Annotated in this window: 22 protein-coding genes; 12 read left to right on the forward strand and 10 right to left on the reverse strand. The window is 65.0% G+C overall.

Annotation, left to right across the window (positions count from 1 at the left end):
* Positions 1–72: 72 nt before the first annotated feature.
* The 3 genes from JQ586_RS05715 to JQ586_RS05725 form a co-directional block, all read right to left on the reverse strand.
* On the reverse strand, positions 73–255 hold the full coding sequence (locus JQ586_RS05715; protein ID WP_212393507.1) for a hypothetical protein: 183 nt from the start codon (positions 253–255) through the stop codon (positions 73–75).
* A gap of 136 nt (positions 256–391) precedes the next feature.
* Positions 392–1,627 (reverse strand): PLP-dependent aminotransferase family protein, encoded by a 1,236-nt coding sequence (locus tag JQ586_RS05720; protein WP_212393509.1) that lies wholly within the window; start codon positions 1,625–1,627, stop codon positions 392–394.
* 56 nt (positions 1,628–1,683) lie between these two features.
* On the reverse strand, positions 1,684–2,226 hold the full coding sequence (locus tag JQ586_RS05725) for a DUF3124 domain-containing protein (protein WP_212393600.1): 543 nt from the start codon (positions 2,224–2,226) through the stop codon (positions 1,684–1,686).
* Between the two features lie 58 nt (positions 2,227–2,284).
* On the opposite strand from JQ586_RS05725, the gene JQ586_RS05730 reads away from it, so the two are divergent.
* From JQ586_RS05730 to JQ586_RS05745, 4 genes are all read left to right on the forward strand, one after another.
* Entirely contained in the window at positions 2,285–4,024 is a 1,740-nt protein-coding gene (locus JQ586_RS05730) for a cation:proton antiporter (protein WP_212393510.1), read from the forward strand.
* A 162-nt stretch (positions 4,025–4,186) separates the two neighbouring features.
* On the forward strand, positions 4,187–5,263 hold the full coding sequence (gene ribB / locus JQ586_RS05735; protein ID WP_212393511.1) for a 3,4-dihydroxy-2-butanone-4-phosphate synthase: 1,077 nt from the start codon (positions 4,187–4,189) through the stop codon (positions 5,261–5,263).
* Between the two features lie 123 nt (positions 5,264–5,386).
* Complete coding sequence (locus tag JQ586_RS05740) at positions 5,387–6,601, forward strand: acyl-CoA dehydrogenase (protein WP_212393512.1); 1,215 nt, start codon at positions 5,387–5,389, stop codon at positions 6,599–6,601.
* A 129-nt stretch (positions 6,602–6,730) separates the two neighbouring features.
* Entirely contained in the window at positions 6,731–7,651 is a 921-nt protein-coding gene (locus JQ586_RS05745; RefSeq protein ID WP_212393514.1) for an MBL fold metallo-hydrolase, read from the forward strand.
* 173 nt (positions 7,652–7,824) lie between these two features.
* Here JQ586_RS05745 and JQ586_RS05750 read toward each other — a convergent pair whose 3' ends face one another.
* Entirely contained in the window at positions 7,825–8,679 is an 855-nt protein-coding gene (locus JQ586_RS05750; RefSeq protein WP_212393515.1) for a DUF1499 domain-containing protein, read from the reverse strand.
* Positions 8,680–8,844: 165 nt separating this feature from the next.
* A complete protein-coding gene (locus tag JQ586_RS05755; RefSeq protein WP_212393516.1) occupies positions 8,845–10,473 on the reverse strand; it encodes a fatty-acid--CoA ligase in 1,629 nt (542 codons plus the stop codon).
* A gap of 78 nt (positions 10,474–10,551) precedes the next feature.
* Between JQ586_RS05755 and JQ586_RS05760 the strand changes: the two genes are divergently transcribed.
* Positions 10,552–11,628 carry an extensin family protein gene (locus JQ586_RS05760; RefSeq protein WP_212393517.1) on the forward strand — a complete coding sequence of 359 codons (1,077 nt, stop codon included), beginning with the start codon at positions 10,552–10,554 and terminating at the stop codon, positions 11,626–11,628.
* A gap of 78 nt (positions 11,629–11,706) precedes the next feature.
* Here the strand turns inward: JQ586_RS05760 and JQ586_RS05765 are convergent, their stop codons facing one another.
* A complete protein-coding gene (locus JQ586_RS05765) occupies positions 11,707–12,405 on the reverse strand; it encodes a L,D-transpeptidase (protein ID WP_212393518.1) in 699 nt (232 codons plus the stop codon).
* 330 nt (positions 12,406–12,735) lie between these two features.
* Between JQ586_RS05765 and JQ586_RS05770 the strand changes: the two genes are divergently transcribed.
* Positions 12,736–13,713: a magnesium transporter CorA family protein gene (locus JQ586_RS05770; RefSeq protein WP_212393519.1), complete on the forward strand. Its 978-nt coding sequence runs from the start codon at positions 12,736–12,738 to the stop codon at positions 13,711–13,713.
* A 142-nt stretch (positions 13,714–13,855) separates the two neighbouring features.
* Positions 13,856–14,077 carry a hypothetical protein gene (locus tag JQ586_RS05775; protein ID WP_249147293.1) on the forward strand — a complete coding sequence of 74 codons (222 nt, stop codon included), beginning with the start codon at positions 13,856–13,858 and terminating at the stop codon, positions 14,075–14,077.
* A 149-nt stretch (positions 14,078–14,226) separates the two neighbouring features.
* Here JQ586_RS05775 and JQ586_RS05780 read toward each other — a convergent pair whose 3' ends face one another.
* Both JQ586_RS05780 and pdxH read right to left on the reverse strand, forming a co-directional pair.
* Positions 14,227–14,979 (reverse strand): SDR family NAD(P)-dependent oxidoreductase, encoded by a 753-nt coding sequence (locus JQ586_RS05780; protein WP_212393520.1) that lies wholly within the window; start codon positions 14,977–14,979, stop codon positions 14,227–14,229.
* Between the two features lie 79 nt (positions 14,980–15,058).
* Positions 15,059–15,700, reverse strand: coding sequence for a pyridoxamine 5'-phosphate oxidase (gene pdxH, locus JQ586_RS05785; protein WP_212393521.1), 642 nt, complete (start codon positions 15,698–15,700; stop codon positions 15,059–15,061).
* A 15-nt stretch (positions 15,701–15,715) separates the two neighbouring features.
* Here pdxH and JQ586_RS05790 point away from each other — a divergent pair, with 15 nt between their 5' ends.
* Both JQ586_RS05790 and JQ586_RS05795 read left to right on the forward strand, forming a co-directional pair.
* Complete coding sequence (locus JQ586_RS05790; protein WP_249147294.1) at positions 15,716–16,216, forward strand: RT0821/Lpp0805 family surface protein; 501 nt, start codon at positions 15,716–15,718, stop codon at positions 16,214–16,216.
* Between the two features lie 133 nt (positions 16,217–16,349).
* The gene (locus JQ586_RS05795; protein WP_212393523.1) at positions 16,350–17,306 is read left to right on the forward strand and encodes a DnaJ C-terminal domain-containing protein; all 957 of its coding nucleotides are present in this window, start codon (positions 16,350–16,352) and stop codon (positions 17,304–17,306) included.
* 365 nt (positions 17,307–17,671) lie between these two features.
* Here JQ586_RS05795 and JQ586_RS05800 read toward each other — a convergent pair whose 3' ends face one another.
* Both JQ586_RS05800 and JQ586_RS05805 read right to left on the reverse strand, forming a co-directional pair.
* Positions 17,672–18,436, reverse strand: a complete 765-nt coding sequence (locus JQ586_RS05800) for an anti-sigma factor (RefSeq protein ID WP_212393524.1) — start codon at positions 18,434–18,436, stop codon at positions 17,672–17,674.
* A 66-nt stretch (positions 18,437–18,502) separates the two neighbouring features.
* The gene (locus JQ586_RS05805) at positions 18,503–18,991 is read right to left on the reverse strand and encodes a sigma-70 family RNA polymerase sigma factor (protein WP_212393525.1); all 489 of its coding nucleotides are present in this window, start codon (positions 18,989–18,991) and stop codon (positions 18,503–18,505) included.
* Positions 18,992–19,206: 215 nt separating this feature from the next.
* Here JQ586_RS05805 and JQ586_RS05810 point away from each other — a divergent pair, with 215 nt between their 5' ends.
* From JQ586_RS05810 to JQ586_RS05820, 3 genes are all read left to right on the forward strand, one after another.
* Positions 19,207–19,806, forward strand: coding sequence for a histidine phosphatase family protein (locus tag JQ586_RS05810; RefSeq protein ID WP_212393526.1), 600 nt, complete (start codon positions 19,207–19,209; stop codon positions 19,804–19,806).
* Positions 19,807–20,004: 198 nt separating this feature from the next.
* The gene (aroC, locus tag JQ586_RS05815) at positions 20,005–21,093 is read left to right on the forward strand and encodes a chorismate synthase (protein ID WP_212393527.1); all 1,089 of its coding nucleotides are present in this window, start codon (positions 20,005–20,007) and stop codon (positions 21,091–21,093) included.
* A gap of 50 nt (positions 21,094–21,143) precedes the next feature.
* Complete coding sequence (locus JQ586_RS05820) at positions 21,144–22,334, forward strand: adenylate/guanylate cyclase domain-containing protein (RefSeq protein WP_212393528.1); 1,191 nt, start codon at positions 21,144–21,146, stop codon at positions 22,332–22,334.
* Positions 22,335–22,337: the final 3 nt, after the last annotated feature.

Below are 22,337 nucleotides of genomic sequence, written 5' to 3' on the forward strand. Positions count from 1 at the left end.
GACCCCAACGCAGATCAAGAAAATGGCTCCGCAAGGAGCCATTTTCGATTGGGTCAGGCTTATGTGTCGGACCTAGTCGTGATGCCTCCGGATCACCACCCGGTCGTGGTGATGATGGTCCCAGCCATGGTGCCAGCCGTGATCCCAGTGATGATGGTCACCGTGCCTGACCACGACGGTCTCGGCACTTGCGATCGACGGTACTGCGACTGCAAGCGTACCAATCGCTGCAAGAACCAATCCAAGCTTCTTCATTTCATCCTCCTCATTGAGCGAGAATGAAACCGTGCAGCGATCGAAACGTTCCTGGGGAAACCCGAGAGTTTTCTGAACGGTTGTTCAGCAAGCCAGACTCGGCGTCACTCTCTTCCTTCGTCATTGCGAGCGATTGCTAGCTCTTCTCCACGTTGCTGCTGCGCGCGGGCACGCCGAACTCCTTGCGGCAGACCTCGGCGAGCACTGCGACGCCCTCGCGGATCTGCTGGTGCGAGGGGCTGGCGAAACACAGTCGCAGCCGGCTGGCGGAATGGGCCTTGCTGGTCGACCATTCCGGTCCCGGATTGATCGAGACGCCGGCGGCGAGCGCTGCCTGATAGAGTTTCAGCGTATCGACATTGTCGGGCAGCTTGACCCAGAGGAAGATGCCGCCCTTCGGCGCCTCGAACTCGGCCGCGGTGCCGAACTGCTCGTTCAGTGCCTCCATCAGCGTGTCGAGTTTTGCGCGCAGACCGCGCGTCAGCCGCGGCACATGGGTGGCGAAGTGCGGCGCGCAATATTCTGATAACACCATCTGCTCCAGTGCGCCGGAGCCGGCGTCGGTCTTCAGCGCCAGCATCCGCGACATCATCTCCCAGGGCGCGACGATGAAGCCGACGCGGAGCGCAGGGGCGATCGACTTCGAGAACGAGCCGATATGGATCACGCCGCCATGCTTGCTCATGGCGTAGATCGCGGGTGGCCGCTCACCGTTCCAGATCAGGTCGGCATAGCAATCGTCCTCGAAGATCGGCACGCCGTACTCCTGCGACAGCCGGAGCATCTCGGCGCGGCGGCTCTCGGGCAGGATCGAGCCGGTCGGATTTTGCACCGTCGGGATGGTGTAGATGTACTTCGGCGTGATGCCGCGTTCCTTGTGGTCGGCCAGCGCTGCGGCCAGCGCGTCCATCCGCATGCCCTCGCCATCGAGCGGAATGCCGACCGCGTTGACGCCCAGCCGGGTCAGCCGGTTCAGCGCACCCTGATAGGTCTCCTGCTCGATCAGCACGGTGTCGCCCTGGGCGAGCAGCGTGTGGTTGACGAGATCGAGTGCCTGGAGCGAGCCGGAGACGATCATGACCTCGTCGGGCGTGCAGGCGATGCCGGCGTCGCGCTTGAGCTTCCCGGTCAGGAATTGCCGCAGCGGCATGTAGCCCTGCGGCCCGTGGGCGAGATTGTAGGTCGCAAGATATCTGCCTTCGCGCTTCAGCACGGTGTTGACCGCCTCGAGCAGTCCGTCGACCGGAACCTGCTCGGGATCATTATTGCCGCCGACGAAGCTGTACTTTGCGAGCCCGGTCCACCGCGCCGCCGGCGCCGGCAGTCCGGCCGGAAGCAGGGGACCAAAATCGAACTGGGCTGAGGTGGACATGGATGTTTCGCTCCGTTTTTTTCATTGAGAAGGCCGTCGTGCGGCCTTCCCTGGTGTCAGTTCTTGCCGAGCAGCTTCACCGGCCGGCCCTGGCTGATGAAAGCATAGTGTCCGGCGCCGACGCCGCCGACCATCAGCGCCTCCACCACCGGTTCGGCGATCTCGCCGCTGGCCGCCCAATCGACCACGAAATTGGCGCCGGTGCCGCCGCGGGTATCCGTGGTGGCGATGGAGACCTCGACGGTCGAGAACGGTTTTAGCGCGACCGGCGATTTGAGGTAGCTCTCCACCATCTTGCCTGATGTGTCGAAATAGGCGATCCGCTTCAGGATCAGTGGCCTCGTCTCCGAGGCGTTGTGAACGCTCAGCGTGACCGAGAAGTCGGCCCGGAGCTTGCCCTGGCTCATCGACACGCTGGAATAGACCGGCACGTAGAACGCGCCGGAGACGGCGATCGGCTCTGACGGCACCGCGGTGAGCGAATTCGCAAAATTGTGCTCAATATCGCCCGCTGCTTGCGCTGCCGCCTCTCCCATGCGCACGGTGAGCAGACAGGCAAGAATCGCCAGAAAAATGCAGCCTGCGCGAATGTGACACATTGCTCGTTTGATCCTCACGCGCGGTCCTCCAGGTTGCAGCAAAAGGCAGTCTTGACGCATGCACGAACTCATTCGCGATATCACCCTCTGCATCCTGTTTGCCTGGGGGCTCGGCCTGTTGGCCCATTTCTCCCGGCAGCCGCTCATCCTGGCGTACCTTATCGCCGGCTTTTTCATTGGTCCATTCGGCACGGGCTGGGTCAAGTCCCAGGAGTCGATCAGCGTCATCTCCGAGCTCGGCCTGATCTTCATGCTGTTCATGATCGGGTTGGAGATCGATCTGAAAAAGATCGTCCGCGCCGGCAAGGTGATCCTGTTCGCGGCGGGCGGCCAGCTGCTGGGTGGCTGCCTGCTCGGCATCCTGTTCTTTGCCGGAATCGGGCTGGCGATCGGCGACGGCAAGTTCGATGCGCTTTATCTGTGCGTCGCCTGCGCGCTGTCCTCGACCGTCATCATCGTCAAGGTGCTCTACGAGAAGCGCGAGCTCGACACGCTGCCCGGGCGGATCACGCTCGGCGTGCTGGTCCTGCAGGATATCTTCGCGATCCTGTTTCTTGCGGTGCAGCCGAGCCTCGACAATTTGCAGATTGGTGTGGTGCTGCTGTCGGTGGCTCGCGTCGCGGTGCTTGTTGTGACCGCGCTGGCGTTGAGCCGTTACGTGCTGCCGCGGCTGTTTCACCAGATCGCGCGGCGCCCGGAGCTGGTGCTGCTCGGCGCACTCGCCTGGTGCTTTCTGATCGGCGAGATCGCCGAACGGCTGCATCTGTCGCGGGAGATGGGTTCGCTGGTCGCCGGCGTCTCGCTGTCGACCTTTCCCTATGCGCTCGATGTCACCGCGAAAGTCACGACGCTGCGGGATTTTTTCATCACCCTGTTCTTCGTCGCGCTCGGCATGACGATCCCGATTCCGGGCCTCTCGGTGATCGGACTGGCGTTCGTGATCGCGGCATTCACCGTGGCCAGTCGCTTGCTGACGACGTTCACGCCGCTCTACCTGATGAAGCAGGGCCTGCGCGCCAGCCTGCTGCCGGCGATCAACCTGGCGCAGATCTCCGAATTCTCGCTGGTGGTGATCCAGACCGGGGTTGCAGCCAACCATATCGCGACCGAGACGGCGAGCGCCGCCTCCTTTGCCTTCGTGGTGCTGGCGGTGCTCTCGACCTTTGCGATGGGACGCAGCGACCGGATCGTTCGCGGTCTGATCGGTCCGCTGAAGCGGATCGGTCTCCGCGATCTCGACCACGCCCGCGAAGGCGAGGGGACGGATGAGGGCGGGCACGAGGGCGGCCATGGCGAGATCAGGCGCATCGTCCTTCTCGGCTTTTTCCGCTCGGCGAGCGCGCTGCTCAACCAGATCGAGCGGCAGAACCAGTCGCTGCTCGAGCAGATCAGCGTGATCGATTTCAATCCGGTGGTGTTCCGCACCCTGTCCGACCGTGGCCTGCACGTGATCTACGGCGACGTCAGCAATGTCGACACCCTGGTCCATGCCGGTATCGGCAAGGCCGAGATCATCATCCTGAGCGTGCCGGATTTCCTGCTTGTCGGCGTCAGCAACGAGAAACTGGTGCGCCACGTCCGGACCCTGAACCCGACCGCGAGGATCGTGGCCACCGCGGACCTTCTGGCCGACGTCGACGACCTTTATGCCGCCGGTGCCAACTATGTGACGGTGACCCGGATCAGCGACGCCGGCGAGCTCTACGCGGTGATCGAGGCCGCCGACGCCGGCCTGCTCGACGACAAGCGCGCTGCGATGGACGCCCAGCTCAGCGAGCGACGCGAGGTGCTGCCGTAAGGCGGGATATCGGTTGCCTTGCGAGAGCTCGCCTCGCCCAGGCAAGAGGTGAATGCCCCGCCTGGTATGCCTGCCGGACGCATGGCGGGTTGCATAATGATACTGGCGCGCGGTTCGGAACCCGGCTAATCCACTGCCTGCAAAATATGAGATGTCAGGACAATGGCCGATTCAATCCAGGAAGTGCTGCAGGCGTTTGCGAGGGGCGAACTCGTCGTCGTCACCGATGATGACGACCGGGAAGGCGAGGGCGATCTGATCGTCGCGGCGTCGCTTTGCACGGCGGAGAAGATGGCCTTCATCATCCGCCACACCTCGGGCATCGTCTGCGCACCGATCACCACCGAGGACGCGCGCCGGCTGCGGCTCGATCCGATGGTGGCGCACAACGAGTCCAACCACACCACGGCCTTCACGGTCTCGATCGACTACAAGCCCGACGGCGGCACCGGCATTTCGGCCGAGGAACGCGCCTCCTGCTGCCGCGCGCTCGCCAATCCCAACGCCGGCGCCAACGACTTTGCGCGCCCTGGCCACATCTTTCCGCTGATCGCGCGCGACGGCGGTGTGCTGCTGCGCTCCGGCCATACCGAGGCCGCGGTCGATCTTTGCCGGCTCTCCGGCCTGCCGCCGGTCGGCGTCATCAGCGAGCTGATGAACGACGACGGCACCGTGACGAAGGGCGAGCAGGTCGCGAAATTCGCCGCTGCCCACAATCTCAAGCACGTCACGATCGCTGACATGATCGCCTATCGCCAGGCGCGCGAGAAGCTGATCGAGCGCGTTGCGACGTTCACGACCGAAAGCCCGATCGGTCCGCTGCAAGGCTATGCCTACCGCTCGCCGTTCGACGAGATCATGCACGCCGCCTTCGTCTACAACGGCGTCGGTGACGGCAAGGACGTGCTGACCCGGCTGCACAAGCCCAACATCGTGCTGGACCTGTTCACCGGCCAGGCTCGAATGGAAGCGGTGTTGCGCCATTTCAAGACGGCCGGCCGCGGCGTGCTGGTCTATCTGCGCGATGGCGCCGCCGGCGTTCCGGTCGAACCGGTCGGTGAGACGAAGAGCGCGGAGGCCGACCGCAACAGGCAGTGGCGCGAGGTCGGCGTCGGTGCGCAGATCCTGCGCGATCTCGGCATCAGCTCGATCCGGCATCTCACCTCGTCGGTGCACGACTACAAGGGACTGTCCGGTTTCGGCATCGAGATCGTGTCGAACGAGAAGCTCGAGAATTGAACCATTCCGGGTTCGCGCATCGCGTGCCCCTAAATGACGGTGAGCGGATCACCAATTGCGCTTCGCATCATAGCGCTTTAATTTATCCGGCAAATTCCGAACCCAGACGCGAAAGGATGTTTCATGAGCGTGAGCCCCAAGGCCAAGGACAAGCCGGCAGCGGCCAGCTTTCAATGGGATGATCCGTTCCTGCTCGACGACCAGCTTACCGAGGACGAGCGTCTGATCCGCGACACCGCGCGGGCCTATGCGCAGGACAAGCTGTTGCCGCGGGTCACCAAGGCGTATCTGGAAGAGAAGACCGACCGCGAGATCTTCAACGAGATGGGCGAGCTCGGCCTGATCGGCGTCACCCTCCCGGAGGAGTATGGCTGCGCCAACGCCAGCTATGTCGCCTATGGCCTCGTGGCGCGCGAGATCGAGCGCGTCGACAGCGGCTATCGCTCGATGAACTCGGTGCAGACCTCGCTGGTGATGTATCCGATCTACGCCTATGGCGACGAGACCCAGCGCAAGAAGTACCTGCCCAAGCTCGCGACCGGCGAATGGGTCGGCTGCTTCGGCCTGACCGAGCCGGATGCCGGTTCCGATCCCGGCGGCATGAAGACCCGTGCCGAGAAGGTGGCCGACGGCTACAGGCTCAACGGTGCCAAGATGTGGATCTCGAACGCGCCGATCGCCGACGTCTTCGTGGTCTGGGCCAAGTCGGCTGCGCATGACAACCAGATCCGCGGCTTCGTCCTGGAGAAGGGCATGAAGGGCCTGTCGGCGCCGAAGGTCGGTGGAAAGCTGTCGCTGCGGGCCTCGATCACGGGCGAGATCGTGCTCGACAATGTGGTGGTGCCGGAAAGCGCGCTGCTCCCCAACGTCGCCGGCCTGAAGGGCCCGTTCGGCTGCCTCAACCGCGCCCGCTACGGTATCTCCTGGGGCGCAATGGGCGCCGCGGAGGACTGCATGCACCGCGCGCGGCAATACACGCTCGATCGCAAGCAGTTCAACCGGCCGCTCGCCGCAACTCAGCTGGTGCAGAAGAAGCTTGCCGACATGGAGACCGAGATCGCGCTCGGCCTGCAGGCCTCATTGCGCGTCGGCCGCCTGATGGATGAAGGCAAGATGGCGCCGGAGATGATCTCGATCGTCAAGCGCAACAATTGCGGCAAGGCGCTCGACATCGCCCGCATGGCGCGCGACATGCACGGCGGCAACGGCATCCAGATCGAGTATCATGTGATGCGCCACGCCGCGAACCTGGAAACCGTGAACACCTATGAAGGCACGCACGACGTCCACGCCCTGATCCTCGGCCGAGCGATCACCGGCATCCAGGCGTTTTCGTAAGCGACCTCGCGACGATTGGGTGGGATGGGCAGAGCGAAGCGAAACCCATCTTACCGCCCGCCATGCGGCTCGCATGACGGGTTTCGCTGCGCTCTACCCATCCTGCAAGATCGTATCCCGGGCACTCCCATGACCGACAACGACGACATCCCGTTCAACCGTGACTTCCCGCTCAAGCCCGGCGTGGTCGAGGAGGTACGGCCCGGCGTGCGCCGCGTCCTCTGCAACAATCCGAGCCCGTTCACCTTCACCGGCACGGTCAGCTACATCGTCGGTCACGGCAAGGTCGCGATCATCGATCCCGGCCCGGATAACGAGGCGCATGCGAAGGCGCTGCTCGATGCGGTCAGGGGCGAGACGGTGACGCACATCCTGGTCACCCACACCCATCGCGACCATTCGCCGAACACGCCGCGCATCAAGGCCGCGACCGGCGCGCCCGTCTATGCCGAAGGGCCGCACCGCGCCTCGCGTCCGCGCTTCGAGAGCGAGAAGCACAACCCGGAATCCGGTGCCGACCGCGACTTCCGCCCCGACGTGCAGGTGAAGCACGGCGACGTCATCGAGGGCGAAGGCTTTGCCCTGGAGGCGGTCGCCACGCCCGGCCACACCGCCAACCATCTGGCGTTTGCGTGGGCCGAGCGCAGCATCAACTTCGTCGGCGATCACGTGATGGGCTGGTCGACCTCGATCGTGGCCCCGCCCGACGGCTCGATGATCGATTACATGGCCTCGCTGGAGCGTCTGGAGCAGCGGCCGGAGCAACTCTATCTCTCGGGCCATGGCCCGGAGATCCCGGAGGGGCCGCGCTTCGTGCGCTTCCTGGCGCGTCACCGCCGCGCCCGCGAGAGTTCGATCCTGCATCGCCTCGGCAAGGGCGAGACCGACATCCCGACCATGGTGCGCGCGATCTATATCGGACTCGATCCGCGACTCGCCAACGCTGCCGGCTACTCGGTGCTGGCGCATCTGGAGGATCTGGTCGGACGCGGAATGGTGGTGACCGATGGCGATCCGGTGATCGGCGGGAGGTACCGGCTGGCTTCCTAACCTCGCCCCGTCCTTCTCGGGGAGAGGTCGAAATTCGAGCGTAGCTCGAATTTCGGGTGAGGGGCATGCCACAAGCTCAATTTCACCGTTGTGCGCGCGGATGGAAGCCCCTCACCCCGACCCTCTCCCCGCAAAAGCGGGGCGAGGGAGAGCACCAGTGACGCGGCGAGACGTCACTTTTTCACCGTCTTCGCCGGCGGCGCCTTCGGCGCGACGGGCGCCTTCTTCGCCGGCTTGGAATTGTCGTTCTCGACCGCGGTGTTGATGTCTTCGATCAGCCTGGCCACGCGCGCGGCGTTGCTGCCGAGATCGGCGTCGAAATAGCGCGAGGCGGAGCGGATATCGACGCGGGAGTCCTCGCCGTCGGCGGTGACCCGGATCGAGACGTCCTCGCGGAACCCCATGATCGGCGTGCGCGCCACGGCTTCGATCCGGCCGATGTTGCGCGGCGGCTGCGGCGCACGCTCGTCGATCACGAGCCATTTGCGGCGGTTGACCAGCCGCAGCGTCAGATCGAAGGCGCGGGTGACCGGGGCCTCGAGCTCGACCGTCTCGATGTCGGGATAGGCGATGCGCTGCTGTTCGGCCGAATAGAGGCCGGCATAGACCGCCGGATTGGTGCCTTCCCCGGTGCGCAGCCGCGCCAGCGCCTCGAACTTCGGCGGGTCGATCGGGTCGGTGGTGATGTCGTAGATTCGCGGCAGCTTGCGGTACTGATAGGTGAGATAGGCCGGGTAGGCGAGCACGGCGGCGTCGATCAGGAACGCAAGCAGGACCCGACCCATGCCGCGGGTACCGTTCTGCCAGATCGCGGCAAAGGCGGCGAGACCGACCAGGATCGAAAGGCCGGTGCAGCCCAGCGCGCCAAAGAAGGTCGCCAGGGCCGGCTTCACCTCGAGGAAGCCGAAGCGGACGATGAGGATCGAGACCACGACCGCGACGATGGAGAAGACGGCAAGGTTGCGCGACCAGGTGGCGAGACCCGACACGGGCTCCTGCTGGTAGGGAGCGGAAAACCTGCGGGCCATTCTCTCGATATCTGCCTGATAGCGCTCTGCCCGGGGCCATTGGCGCCGGGCTCCAAGGGCGGTGTGAGACCACGGACCTGCGGCGAATTCAAGGGAATTGGGCGTTGAACCGTCCTGGTTGACTGTCATGCCCGGGACAAGCCCGGGCATGGCGCCACCCCTGGTTTATGCAGCGCCGGTCGGCAGCGTGTAGTCCTTGAACTGGTCGCGCAGTGCCGTCTTCAGGATCTTGCCGGTCGCGGTGTGCGGAATGCCCTCGACGAAGGCGACGTCGTCGGGCATCCACCATTTGGCGATCTTGCCGTCCATGTACTTCAGGATGTCTTCGCGCGTCGCGCTCTGGCCCTGCTTGAGTTGCACGATCAAGAGCGGCCGTTCGTCCCATTTCGGATGATGGACGCCGATCACGGCGGCCTCCGCGACTGCGGGGTGGCCGACCGCGAGGTTTTCCAGGTCGATCGACGAGATCCACTCGCCGCCGGACTTGATCACGTCCTTGGAGCGGTCGGTGATCCGCATGTAGCCGTGCTCGTCCATCGTGGAGACGTCGCCGGTGTCGAAATAACCTTCCTCGTCGAGGATGTTGGCGTCGACCCGGAAATAAGCTTTCGCGATCGCGGGGCCGGACACTTTCAGGCGTCCGAAGGTCTTGCCGTCCCACGGCAGTTCCTTGCCGGCGTCGTCGGTGATCTTCATCTGCACGCCGAACGGCGGATAGCCCTGGGTCTGCAGGATGTCGAGCCGCTCCTCGCCGGCGCGTTCGTTGAACGGTGGCTTCAGCGTCGCCAGCGTGCCGAGCGGGCTCATCTCGGTCATGCCCCAGGCGTGGCGCACCTGGCTGCCCATGTCGAGGAAGGTCTTGATCATCGAGCGCGGCATCGCCGATCCGCCGCACACCACCATCTGCAGGTCCGGCAGCTTGAGATTGTTGGCGGCCATGTATTGCAGCAGCATCAGCCACACCGTCGGGACACCCGCAGTGTGGGTGACTTTCTCGGTCGAGAGCAATTCATAGACCGAGGCGCCGTCGAGCTTCGGGCCCGGCATCACGAGCTTGGTGCCCATCGAGGGCGCCGAGAAGGCGATGCCCCAGCTGTTGGCATGGAACAGGGGGACGACGGGAAGCATTGTGTCCGTAGCGGAGGTGCCGAGCGCGTCCTTCGAGTTGGCCATCAGCGCATGCAAGACGTTGGAGCGGTGGGAATAGAGAACGCCCTTGGGATCGCCGGTCGTGCCGGACGTGTAACACATCGCCGCCGCAGTGTTCTCGTCGAAGGTCTTCCACTGGAACTTGCCGTCGGAGGCCGCGATCCAGTCCTCATAGGCGATCGCGTTCTTCAGCGTGGTCTCCGGCATGTGGGCCTTGTCGGTCAGCACCACGTAGCGCTCGACGCTCGGCAGTTGACCGGCGATCTTCTCCAGTACCGGAACGAAGGTGAGGTCGGTGACGACGATCCGGTCCTGGGCGTGGTTGACGATCCAGGCGATCTGTTCCGGGAACAGGCGCGGATTGACGGTATGGCAGATCGCGCCGATCCCCATGATGCCGTACCAGACCTCGAGATGGCGCCAGGTGTTCCACGCGATCGTGGCGACGCGGTCACCGAGCTTGATGCCGTCGCGTTCCAGGCTCTGCGAAACTTTCAGCGCGCGGGCGTGGATTTCGGCGTAATTGGTCCGATGGATCGGGCCTTCGACCGACCGCGTCACGACCTCTTGCGTGCCGTGATATTTCGCGGCGTGCTCGATAATCTTGTGACACAGCAAGGGCCAGTCTTGCATCAAGCCAAGCATACGCAAATCCCTCCTCAAATCCTCGCGCATGATCCCCCGGGCATCTTGGGCGGCCGTTGGTGAGATCACGGAACTGACATGAACTGTAGCGCGGAGAAAGCAAGCCGAAAATGGTCTGATGGCGCGTTTCGTCGCGCCCGCCCGGCAATGGTTACCGTTGCCGTGGCCGCGCTGTGGCTTGGCATGCAAGTCGGATCTGCGGAAGCCGCGCGCCGGCATGCGGTCTTTCCGTGGGACGACCTGTTCGGCGTCCGTCCGCACAGGCCGCATGCCACCGTCCGCCGCGCGGCCGTGCCGCTGCCGAAGCCGCGCCCGGCCGAGGCTCCGGCCGCCGCCGACGCCAAGCAGCCTGCGTCCGAGACGCCAGCTGCGGCCGGCTCGACCAGGCCGGCTGAGGCAGCCAAGCCTGCCGAGGCCAAGCCTGCCGAGGCCAAGCCTGCTGAGACCAAGCCCGCTGAGACCAGGCCGGCCACCACGGCGGCGCCTCAGCTTTCGGCCTGCCGGCAGGCGCTGACCGAGGCGATCGCGATCGCGCCGAGCATTCCGGACATCCACGGCGCCGGCGGCTGCGGCGGCGAGGATCTGGTGCGGCTGGAAGCGATCGTGCTGCCGGACCAGCACAAGGTCACGGTGACGCCGGCGGCGATCCTCCGCTGCAAGATGGCGGCGGCAATCGCCGACTGGGTCCGATCCGACATCGCGCCGCTCGCGCAGGAGTCCGGAAGTGCGATCACCGGTCTCGACAATTTCGATTCGTTCGAGTGCCGCGGCCGCAACCGCGTCGCCGGCGCGCCGCTCTCCGAGCACGGCCGCGCCAACGCGCTCGACGTGCGCGCGTTCAGGCTTGCCAGCGGCAAGTCGATCTCGTTGACCGATCGCAACGTGCCGCGCGCCTTGCGCGAAACCGTGCTGCATTCGGCCTGTGCACGGTTCTCGACAGTGCTCGGCCCAGGCTCGGACTGGTACCACGAGGACCACATCCATCTCGACCTGATGGAGCGGCACAACAACTATCGGATCTGCCAGTGGAACGTGTACGACCCGCTGCCCCAGGTCGCGCCGCTGTTGCCCGCCGAGCGCCCGGAGGAGGCGCCGCCGCGCGAGGTGGCGAAGAAGGACGACGAGGCGAAAGGCAAGAAGGAGAATGGCGAGTAGACGGCAGGGTCACTCTTCGTCACTCGACACCACAAGCAAAAAGCGCCGGCAAAGCCGGCGCCCTCTTTGCGATGCGGATCAGTAGGTCGTGGTTGCGATGCCGGTGTTGTTGCCGCCGCCGCCCTGCAGCGCCATTTGCGAATTGTACGGCGAGTCGCCGTGCTTCGGCTCCAGCACCACCACGATGGTGCCAACCTTGACGCGGTTGTAGAGGTCGATGGCATCCACGTTGGTCATGCGGATGCAGCCGGAGGAGATCGACGCGCCGATATATTCCGGCTGATTGGTGCCGTGGATGCGGAACAGCGTGTCCTTGCCGCCCGCGTACAGGTACATCGCGCGCGACCCCATCGGATTGTCCGGGCCCGGCGCCACGTAGGAGGGAACGCCGAGGCGGGAGATTTCGCCGGGGGTCGGGTGCCATGCCGGCCATTCGGTCATGCTGCCGATCTTGGCGATACCGGACCAGGCCATGGCCTCCTCGCCGACGGTGATGCCGTAACGGATCGCCTTGCCGTCGTTCAGCACGTAGTAAAGGTAGTGATTGTCGGAATCGACCACGATCGAGCCCGGGGCTTCCTTGCGGTGATATTCGACGATGGCGCGGCGGAAGGGCTCGGCAACCGGTGTCTGGGTGAAGCTGGCCTTGGCCAGGAGTTCCTTGTCGTGGGGCTTGAAGTTCGAAGTGTTGGTTGCCTCGTAGGTCGTGGCCTGCATGCAGCCCGACAGCAACAGGCCACCGGCCAGGAATCCCAAGGTAACTTTGAGCGACGACATGATTTACATTCCAATCGAAAATCTGTGTCTCAAAGCGCCAAGATTGCGCCCCAAAACGCCACGATTCCATTGCGTGGCATTATCGCCGAAACCCACGGTTAATCCCAGCGCTTAGATGACTCTGCCGCGTTGCGGGACGCCATCTGTGGCTTTTTTGCCGCAAGATTTCTGGTGTCGGGCCAAATTCTGTGCAAACAGGCAACGGTCGACGAAGCGGAGCGCCGCCTGGCCGCCACAAAGATGGACGTCCAGTTAATTCACCGGTCATGAAGCGCCAGCCAGAATCGCGCTAAGTCCGCCGCGTTGCACGCCCGTGTCCTGGAGTTCTCTATGCTGTCGGTGTTCGTCCCCTCCGATACCTCGCTCAAGAAGTCCACCGCGACCGACCTGACATCGCTGCCGGATGCGGCGGTCTGGATCGATCTTGTGAACCCGACCTTGGAGGAGGACCGGGCGGTCGAGAAGCTGGCCGGGATCGCGGTTCCGACCCGCGAGGACATGCAGGAGATCGAGATCTCCAGCCGCCTCTACCTGGAGAACAGCGCGCGCTACATGACGGCGACGCTGATGTGCCAGTCCGACACCGACATGCCGCGCACCACGGCCGTCACCTTCATCGTGACCGGCCACCGCCTGGTGACGGTGCGCTACGACCTGCCGAAGCCGTTCGCGCTGGTCGAGAACAAGCTGGCGCGCGCCTGCGCCCCCGGCATCACCGGCGAGATGGTGCTGATGGAACTGCTCGACGCGGTGATCGACCGCTGCGCCGACATCCTGGAGCGCTGCGGCGCCGATATCGATCAGGTCTCCCACGACATCTTCGAGCCGGAGAGCGAGCGCCACGGCAACGCCAAGCGGTATTCGCAGATCCTGATCACGATCGGCCGCAAGGGCGACCTGACCTCGAAAGTCCGCGAGAGCCTGGTCTCGATCGGCCGCGTCGTCACCTTCATGTCCGCGGTGGTGGAAGGCGTCAAATGGTCGAAGGACATGCGCGAGCAGCTCAAGACCATGCAGCGCGACGTGGCCTCGCTGACCGACCACGCCTCCTATCTCTCCAACAAGATCACCTTCGTGCTCGATGCCATGCTCGGCGTCGTCAATCTCGAGCAGAACAACATCATCAAGCTGTTCTCGGTGATGGCGGTCGTGTTGATGCCGCCGACGCTGATCGCCTCGATTTACGGCATGAATTTCAAGATCATGCCGGAGCTCGAATGGACGCACGGCTATCCCCTGGCGCTGGTCGCGATGCTCGCAGCCGCGATCGTGCCGTACTGGATCTTCAAGTGGAAGAAGTGGCTGTGAGGCGCCCGTTTCTCCAGCGCCTGCGTCGCATTTTGGGATTGAGGCAGCCGCCTTATTTCCTCCCCTAAAATTTGAGCGTTGCGCTGAACGTTTGGGCGAAACTTGTCTGCGATAACGCGCGTCTCGAAGCCGGAGGACAGCAATGGTTGAGAAACCCATAACGCCACGGCGTAACGTCATCGACTTTGCGCGCTATCAACAGAACCGCGCAGCAGGCAAGGTGCTGGCACTCTCGCCGAAGCTTTGCCGATACTGTGGCGCTGCGTTGATGGATGGCGAGGACGAGGACGAATGCTCCAGCGCGCTCAATACGCTCGCGCTGCAGCCGCTTGAGACGAAGCCGCGCCGGTTCTACGCGGACTAGAAGCCAGCGCTTCAGGAGGCAGAAGCCTCCGAGGCAGAAGCCTCCTTGCGTCGTTGCACCTGCAATCGAAGCAATCCCACAAGTTGAGGCCGCGGCGGCGGCCGGGATCGCCTCGCTCTCCTTCCCCGCAGCGACCGTTCGTCCCGCTCTCAGACGTGCTGACCACCGTTGATGTGGATTTCCGCACCGTTCACGTAAGAGCTGGTCTCCGTACAGAGAACGTAAATGATCTTGGCGACTTCGTCCGGCGTGCCGAGGCGGTGCATCGGGATCTGCTGGTCGACGATCTTCTCGGTGCCCGGCGACAGGATCGAGGTGTCGATCTCGCCCGGCGCGATCGCGTTGACGCGGACGCCGACCCGGCCGAAGTCGGAGGCCATTTCGCGGGTCAGGGCCGCCAGTGCCGCCTTCGAGGTCGCATAGGCCGCGCCCGCGAACGGGTGGACGCGGGAACCCGCGATCGAGGTGACGTTCACCACCGCGCCCTTGGCGTGCTTCAGTTCCTCGAGCAGCCCGCGCGCGATCATGATCGGGGCGAAGAAGTTGACGTGGAAGACGTGGGTCCAGGTCTCGATGTCGGTGTCCATGGTGCCGAGCCGCCCGCCGCCGGTCGCCTTCGGCGAGATCGCGGCGTTGTTGACGAGGGCGTGCAGTTCGTCGTTTTCCAGGCGTCGGCGGATTTCGGAGATCGCACGCACGGTGTCGTCATGGCTGCCGAGGTCGACCTCGATGTGATCCTCGGGTCCGGCGCCCCAGGGGCAGACTTCCGGGAAGGCATGCCTCGAGAGGGTGATGACCCGCCAGCCGGCGGACGAGAAGCGGATGGCGGTGGCATGGCCGATGCCCCGGCTGGCGCCGGTCAGGAGCAGCGTGCGGCGCGGCGCGTTGGATGGGCGTGGCATGTCGATCTTTCAGCGTTGCAGGGCGTCCAGAGCATGATCCGGAAGAGTGGAGGCCGGTTTTCGCTCAAACAAGTTGGCGTCAGGGATAGAGCCGCACCTTGGACCACGCGTGGCCTTCGATCTCGCGGCGGAATTCGATGCGGTCGTGCAGGCGGAACGGGCGGTCGTGCCAGAACTCGAAGCGCTGCGGCGTGATCCGCCAGCCGCTCCAGCCCGGCGGCCGCGGCACCTCGCCGATGACGTATTTGGCGCCGATCCTGGCGATCGCCTGCTCGAAGGCGAAGCGGCTCTCCAGCTGCTGCGACTGCTTGCTGGCCCATGCGCCGATCTGCGCCTGCTTCGGCCGCGTTGCGAAATAGGCGTCGGCCTCGGCATCGCTCACCGGCGTGACCTGGCCTCGGATGCGCACCTGCCTGCGCAGCGATTTCCAGTGGAACAGCAAGGCCGCCTTGGGATTCGCGGCGAGCTCGCGGCCCTTGGCGCTGGCGATGTGGCTGTAGAACACGAAGCCGTCGGCATCAAAACCCTTCATCAGCACCATGCGCACGTCGGGCAGGCCGTCGGCATCGACGGTTGCGAGCGCCATCGCATTCGGGTCGTTCGGCTCTGACTTGGCCGCCTCCGCAAACCATTCTGCGAACAGCGCAAACGGCTCCTCCGCCCCGGTAAAATCACCCGATGTTAACGGTGTCGGGTGTTTGATGGAGGTCGTGTCGGTCATGTCAGGGGTCCCGATTTGCGTCTGCCCGCGTCACAGAACGCGTTATCAGCCCTATATAGGACATGGGCGCGCGTTGGCCTATCGGCGATCCGCCCTGCGGGCGCGGTGGTGACATTGATTCTAATCGGCGTCGGCGCCAGCGGATGCAGCCTGTCGCGCACCGACGCCATGGCCAAACTGGACGACAACGACATGACGGGCTCGATCAGCCCTGTCTCGGCTCACGCACGGGCGCCGACCGAGAGCGATCTTGCCTTCGCCCGCAACGCGGTCTCCGACGTGCTGACCAAGGGCGACAAGGATGCCAGCCAGCCCTGGGAGAATCCCGAGACCGGCGCGCGCGGCTCGGTGACGCCGCTGGCCCAGGCCTATTCGGGCGAGGACGGCCGGACCTGCCGGGACTTCCTCGCCAGCTATGTCAATGGATCGACGGAGAGCTGGTTGCAGGGCGCCGCCTGCAAGGCTGGACAGGGACGGTGGGAAATCCATACCCTCAAGCCTTGGAGAAAGTCCTGAGGGCCACCCGCTTTTCGGGCGGGTTAGGCGCCAGGCTAGTTGCATAAATGCCACTGAACCCCCAGATGAAGGTAAAGTGGGCCCGATTGGGTTCCGGATTCAGGCTGATTTTCCCGTGAAGGAGACGTGACGGATGCGCGACCCCTATGAGGTCTTGGGGGTGCAGCGGAGCGCCAGCGCCGCGACGATCAAGAGCGCCTATCGCAAGCTCGCCAAGAAGCATCATCCAGACAACAACAAGAACGATCCGAGGGCGGCGTCCCGCTTTGCGGAGATCAACACCGCCAACGAGATCATCGGCGACGAGGACAAGCGCAAGCAGTTCGATCGCGGTGAGATCGATGCGGAGGGCAAGCCGCGCTTCCAGGGGTTCCCTGGCGGCGGTGCGGGCGGCCGTGCCGGTCCCGGCGGCTTCGAGTACAGCTTCCGCACCGGACCCGGCGGTGCCGGCATGGGCGGCGGCAGCTTCGAGGACATCCTCAACAGCATGTTCGGCAACGCCACCCGGGGCGGCGCCCGCGCCGGGCGATCAGGCCCGTTCGAATTTGATGGCGGCGGCGTCGGGGTCGACCTCGATCTCTCGGTGGCGATGACGGTCACGCTGGAAGAATCGGTCAAGGGCGGCGAGAAGCGCGTCCGGCTGCCGACCGGCCGCGAACTCAATGTCAGGATTCCCGCCGGCGTCATGAGCGGCCAGCAGATCCGGCTGAAGGGGCAGGGCGAGAGCGCGCCCGGCCATCCGCCCGGCGATCTCCTGATCACCGTGAGCATCGCGGCGCATCCGTTCTTCAAGGTCGACGGCAACGACCTCAGGGTCGATCTGCCTGTGACGCTGTACGAGGCGGTGCTGGGCGGCAAGGTCCGGGTGCCGACGCTCGGCAGCGCGGTCGAACTGTCGATCCCGAAAAATACCTCCAGCGGCCGCACCTTCCGCCTCAAGGGCAAGGGACTGCCGAAGGCGGGGGTCCCGGGCGATCTCTACGTCACCATCCGTATCATCCTTCCCGACGGGAACGATGCCGATCTCGAGGCATTGATGCAGACGTGGCGCGATCGACATCCCTACAATCCGCGCAGCGATCTCGGCTAATCACCGGGTTACGCGCAGAAGATGCGAAACTGACCTGCCCCGCAGTCTTGCGGGGTAGACAACAGCCCTCGTGAACGCGTCAAAAGAAGGCAGACCGCCGGGTCCGCATCTGCAGCTGGCAGGCCGGGACGGCGGAAAAAGGAGTGCGGCCTCGAGAGGGGGACCAGCGCGGTACCAAACCCCAATCGAGGCCGCGTGCGCCGATCGGCGGATCGGGCGCTGATCATCTTCGCGTGAACATCCGGTGCGATATTGAGACGCGCCAATGACGCGATTCGAAATTTTCAATGTCGGAATTGGGACGCCGGGTGAGGCTGGATTCACTCAACGCCGTTGCGGCCGAACTTCCCGTAAAATTACGGGGGTCATCCGCCGCTCTTTTCCATCTGGTCGTAGACCGCCTGCGCGACCTGCGTCAGGCGTCCACGGTCGCTGCCGCCTGAGACCACATAGGCGACGCCGCGATCGGCCCAGTACAGCGCGCCGTCGCCGCCCTGGGCGGAGTAGCGCATCTGGGTCGCCTCGGTTTCAGCCTTCGCGGTGTAGACCGTGAAGCGCTCGCCGGACGCGCTCTCATACATCAGGAACGACGCCGGCCCGCTCGGGCCCGGCAGCAGCCGGCCGCCGACCAGCTTCAGCCCGGCAAGGTCGGGCGCGCGGACGTCCCAGCCGCAGCGCTTGGTCAGCCATTGCTGCAAATGGGCCCGTTCGCTGCCGGGAACCTCGACGGGATGGCGGACCTCGACCACGTAGAGGCGGTGCGCATCCAGGGCATCGAGCGTGAAGCTCTGGAAGGCCGACGGCGCAGCCGTGGCGCCGCGCGCGATCCAGCCGACACCGCCGCCGGCGACGAAGGCGAGCAGCGTGGCCGCCACGGCGGCATAGATCCAGCGCCGCGGCTGGCGCTCCAGCCGCTCGAGCTCGAGCCGCTTCGGCACCGCCTCGTCGAGCACGGAATCATAGCGCGCATGCAGCGCCTCCGCCATCGTGCGCCACGATTGCACCCGTGCCGCGTCGTCGGGATGCGTCGCCAGCCACGCCTCGACGTCACTGCTGCGTTCGGCCGGCAGCTCGTTATCGACATAGGCATGAAGCTCGTCTTCGGTGACGGGAATCTTTGGAGTGGTCATATCGGTCGTCTCTGTCAAATCTCGTTTTGATAATGTTGGGCACGCCGCCCGCCGCCTATGCACTCGTCATTTCACCCGCCTCAGCGCAGGACGCTCGCCGTCGAGCGCCGCCTTCACATGGGCGCGAGCGCGGGCGAGGCGGGACATCACGGTGCCGATCGGCACGCCCTGGATGTCGGCGACCTCGCGGTAGCTCATGCCCTCCAGCATCACCAGCAGCAGCACCGAGCGCTGCTCCTCGACCAGCGTCGACAGCGCGCGTGCGATGTCGCGCCCTTCCGCCTCGGTGCCGCTGGCATCGGCATTGTTGTCGAGCAGCGGCATGAACTGCGGCCGCCGCGCCAACGAGCGCCGGCGGTTCTTGTTCAGATTGGTCAGGATCGTATAGAGCCAGCTCCTGAGGTCGCCGCCGAGGAACAGCCGTTCCGAGCGCAGCGCGCGCACCAGCGTATCCTGCACCAGATCGTCGGCGATATCGGCGTCACGCGCGAGCGCACGCGCATAGCGGCGCAGCGCCGGAATCATGGCCTCGACACTTTGACGAAACGCGCTCATCCCTGCCAGTCTTCAAATGGTCGCGGCGGCAACCGCCTTGTCCAGCATAACACCCGAATCGCGTGACTATTCCTGCGGCATCGGGCTGCGCAGGCCGCATTGACCGGCGACTGATTTGGGCTGTACGCGGCAACTCGATTCCGGCTACCACGTGCTCCGCATGAGGTAGCCTGAAACACGCGGCATCTCGCTCAGCACGGACCAGTCATCAGAGAATGCCGGTGCCCACAATCTACTATATCCGCCACGGCGAGACGTCGTGGAACGCCGAAGCCAGGCTGCAAGGCGTACAGGACATCGCGCTGAACGAGCGGGGCCGCGCGCAGGCGGCGCATGCCGGCCGGATCCTCGCCGGTCTCCTGGTGCGCGACGGCCGTGAGGCGGCCGCGCTGCCGTTTGTCGCAAGCCCGCTCACCCGCGCCCGCGCGACCATGGAGCTGGTGCGCGCCGAGCTTGGCCTTGCGCCCGGCAACTATGCGCGCGACGACCGGCTGCGCGAGATCGGCTACGGCGCCTGGGAGGGCTCGACGCTGGACGAGGCGCAGGCCGCTGATCCCACGATCTATGCGCGGCGCCAGGCCGAAAAATGGACGGTGGCGGCGCCCGGCGGCGAGAGCTATGTCGATGTGCAGAGGCGGATGACCGACTGGTACCATTCGGTGACCTCGGACACCGTCGTGGTCGCCCATGGCGGCACGGCACGGGCGCTGATGGTGGCGCTCGGTTTCGAGACCCCGGCGAGCGCTGCGGACCTCTATATCGAGCAGGGCGCCGTGTATGTGTTCCGGGATGGGGAGTTGCGGAAGTATAGTTAACTTCCTCCGTCATCCCGGGGCGGTCCGCAGGACCGAACCTCAGGGACGCAACCCCGCTCCGGGGAATCTCGAGGTCCCGGTTTCGATGCCTTGCATCGGCGCGGAATGACGAAGCGGCTGTTTGACCGCCGGGCTCCCGCGCGTTACGTGCTATGTTGACATTCAGCATGGACGTTAACTTCCAGCAGGCAGCATCTCGTGTCCTTCAACACCTTCGGCCACATGTTCCGCGTCACGACCTTCGGCGAAAGCCACGGGGTTGCGATCGGCTGCGTGGTCGATGGCTGCCCGCCGCTGATTCCGCTCAACGTGGAGGAGATCCAGCACGATCTCGATCGCCGCCGTCCCGGCCAGTCGCGTTTCACCACCCAGCGCCAGGAGCCGGATGCGGTGAAGATCCTGTCCGGCGTGATGGCGCATCCGGAGACCGGCGTGCAGGTGACGACGGGCACGCCGATCGCGCTGCTGATCGAGAACACCGACCAGCGCTCCAAGGACTATTCCGAGATCAAGGACAAGTTTCGTCCGGGCCATGCCGACTTCACCTATGAGGCGAAGTACGGCCTGCGCGACTATCGCGGCGGCGGCCGCTCCTCGGCGCGCGAGACTGCGACCCGCGTCGCGGCCGGCGCGATCGCGCGAAAGATCCTGCCCGGCGTGAAGGTGCGCGGCGCGCTGGTGCAGATGGGCCCGCACAGGATCGACCGCGAGAAGTGGGACTGGGAGGAGATCGCGAACAACCCGTTCTTCTGCCCCGACAAGGACAAGGCGGCGTTCTTCGAAAGCTATCTCGACGGCATCAGGAAGAGCGGCTCCTCGATCGGCGCGGTCATCGAGGTCACGGCCGAGGGCGTCCCCCCCGGGCTCGGCGCACCGATCTATGCCAAGCTCGACAGCGATCTGGCGTCCGCGATGATGAGCATCAATGCGGTGAAGGGCGTCGAGATCGGTGCAGGATTCGGCGCCGCCGAACTCTCGGGCGAGGAGAACGCCGACGAGATGCGGACCGGCAATGACGGAGCGCGCTTCCTCTCCAACCATGCCGGCGGAATCCTCGGCGGCATCTCGACCGGCCAGCCGGTCGTGGTGCGCTTCGCGGTCAAGCCGACGTCCTCGATCCTGACCCCGCGCAAGACCGTCGATCGCAAGGGCGCCGACACCGACATCCTGACCAAGGGCCGACATGACCCATGCGTCGGCATCCGCGCGGTTCCGGTCGGCGAGGCGATGATGGCCTGCGTGCTGGCCGATCATTTTCTGCGCGATCGCGGGCAGATCGGTCGCTGATCGCCTATATAGTGGCAGCTGCCAGATCGGACGCTCGCCAGGGGACTGCCATGAACGCGTCGGAGCTACAGGACATCATCGCCTGGATGATCGACGGCGCGCGCTCGGCGCCGACGCCCCCGCAGATGATGGCGGAGTGCAGCGAACGTCTGGTCCGTGCCGGCCTTCCGATATGGCGTGTCGGCGTCTTCGTCCGAACGCTGCATCCCGAGATCTACGGCCGCAGTTTCTTCTGGACGCATGGTGGCAGGGTCGAGACCGGCACCGTCGATCACAAGATCCTGGATTCGCCGGAGTTTGCCGTCAGCCCGCTCGCGCCCGTGTTCCGGCAGGGCGTCGAGGTGAGGGCGCGGTTCGATGATCCGGCGAGCGCGCGCTTTCCGATCGTCGAGGATTTGCGCGCGGAAGGCGCCACCGACTATGTCGCCGTGCCACTGATCAATACCGACGGCTTCGTCAATGCGTCGACCTGGACCACCAGGCAGCCGGGCGGCTTCACCGAGGAGCAATTGAGCGCGATCCGGTCGATCGCCGTTCCATTGGCGCGCTATATCGAGATCGTCACCCTGCGCCGCACCGCATCGCTCCTGCTCGACACCTATGTCGGCAACCGCGCCGGCGAGAAGATTCTCGGCGGCCAGATCAGGCGCGGCCATGCCGATACGATGGATGCGGCGATCTGGCTGTCCGACCTGCGTGGCTTCACCGCATTGTCGGATCGCTTGCCGGCCGAGACGGTGGTCGAGATCCTCAACCTTTACTTCGACTGCCAGGTGTCCGCGATCCGCGCCAATGGCGGCGAGGTGCTGAAGTTCATGGGGGACGGCCTGCTTGCGGTGTTTCCGGTCGACGACTATGTCGGCGACGAGGCAGAGGTGTGCTCCCGCGTGCTGGAGGCGGCGCGCGAATCCCGCGCCGGCGTCAAGGCGCTGCAATTTCCCAATGGCGATGATGTCGAGCGCTTCCGCTTCGGCGTCGCGCTGCATCTCGGGCGCGTGCTCTACGGCAATATCGGCGGCGGCGACCGGCTGGACTTCACCTGCATCGGTCCTGCGGTCAATCTCGCCGCCCGGCTGGAGAAGATCGCGAGCCGGCTCGGCCGCACCGTCGTCGCGTCGGAACGCTTCGCCGGCATCTGCGATGGTGGCTGGAGCGATCTCGGCGAATTTCCGGTCGCCGGCTTCTCCAGGGCAGCGCGGGTCTATGGCTTGCATGACGAGATATCAGCCGCGGCGAACTGACCA

Origin of the sequence: Bradyrhizobium jicamae (assembly GCF_018130215.1) — a bacterium.
Classification (GTDB): domain Bacteria; phylum Pseudomonadota; class Alphaproteobacteria; order Rhizobiales; family Xanthobacteraceae; genus Bradyrhizobium; species Bradyrhizobium jicamae_A.

What these genes read in the sequence shown, in the direction of transcription:
- JQ586_RS05740 (WP_212393512.1), top strand. Translation starts at nt 5,387, where the DNA reads ATGAGCGTGAGCCCCAAGGCCAAGGACAAGCCGGCAGCGGCCAGCTTT.
- JQ586_RS05820 (WP_212393528.1), top strand. Translation starts at nt 21,144, where the DNA reads ATGAACGCGTCGGAGCTACAGGACATCATCGCCTGGATGATCGACGGC.
- JQ586_RS05720 (WP_212393509.1), bottom strand. Translation starts at nt 1,627, where the DNA reads ATGTCCACCTCAGCCCAGTTCGATTTTGGTCCCCTGCTTCCGGCCGGA.
- JQ586_RS05810 (WP_212393526.1), top strand. Translation starts at nt 19,207, where the DNA reads ATGCCGGTGCCCACAATCTACTATATCCGCCACGGCGAGACGTCGTGG.
- JQ586_RS05725 (WP_212393600.1), bottom strand. Translation starts at nt 2,226, where the DNA reads ATGTGTCACATTCGCGCAGGCTGCATTTTTCTGGCGATTCTTGCCTGT.
- JQ586_RS05760 (WP_212393517.1), top strand. Translation starts at nt 10,552, where the DNA reads ATGAACTGTAGCGCGGAGAAAGCAAGCCGAAAATGGTCTGATGGCGCG.
- JQ586_RS05795 (WP_212393523.1), top strand. Translation starts at nt 16,350, where the DNA reads ATGCGCGACCCCTATGAGGTCTTGGGGGTGCAGCGGAGCGCCAGCGCC.
- JQ586_RS05730 (WP_212393510.1), top strand. Translation starts at nt 2,285, where the DNA reads ATGCACGAACTCATTCGCGATATCACCCTCTGCATCCTGTTTGCCTGG.
- ribB (WP_212393511.1), top strand. Translation starts at nt 4,187, where the DNA reads ATGGCCGATTCAATCCAGGAAGTGCTGCAGGCGTTTGCGAGGGGCGAA.
- JQ586_RS05745 (WP_212393514.1), top strand. Translation starts at nt 6,731, where the DNA reads ATGACCGACAACGACGACATCCCGTTCAACCGTGACTTCCCGCTCAAG.
- JQ586_RS05770 (WP_212393519.1), top strand. Translation starts at nt 12,736, where the DNA reads ATGCTGTCGGTGTTCGTCCCCTCCGATACCTCGCTCAAGAAGTCCACC.
- JQ586_RS05800 (WP_212393524.1), bottom strand. Translation starts at nt 18,436, where the DNA reads ATGACCACTCCAAAGATTCCCGTCACCGAAGACGAGCTTCATGCCTAT.
- JQ586_RS05715 (WP_212393507.1), bottom strand. Translation starts at nt 255, where the DNA reads ATGAAGAAGCTTGGATTGGTTCTTGCAGCGATTGGTACGCTTGCAGTC.
- JQ586_RS05750 (WP_212393515.1), bottom strand. Translation starts at nt 8,679, where the DNA reads ATGGCCCGCAGGTTTTCCGCTCCCTACCAGCAGGAGCCCGTGTCGGGT.
- JQ586_RS05775 (WP_249147293.1), top strand. Translation starts at nt 13,856, where the DNA reads ATGGTTGAGAAACCCATAACGCCACGGCGTAACGTCATCGACTTTGCG.
- JQ586_RS05805 (WP_212393525.1), bottom strand. Translation starts at nt 18,991, where the DNA reads ATGAGCGCGTTTCGTCAAAGTGTCGAGGCCATGATTCCGGCGCTGCGC.
- JQ586_RS05780 (WP_212393520.1), bottom strand. Translation starts at nt 14,979, where the DNA reads ATGCCACGCCCATCCAACGCGCCGCGCCGCACGCTGCTCCTGACCGGC.
- pdxH (WP_212393521.1), bottom strand. Translation starts at nt 15,700, where the DNA reads ATGACCGACACGACCTCCATCAAACACCCGACACCGTTAACATCGGGT.
- JQ586_RS05765 (WP_212393518.1), bottom strand. Translation starts at nt 12,405, where the DNA reads ATGTCGTCGCTCAAAGTTACCTTGGGATTCCTGGCCGGTGGCCTGTTG.
- JQ586_RS05755 (WP_212393516.1), bottom strand. Translation starts at nt 10,473, where the DNA reads ATGCTTGGCTTGATGCAAGACTGGCCCTTGCTGTGTCACAAGATTATC.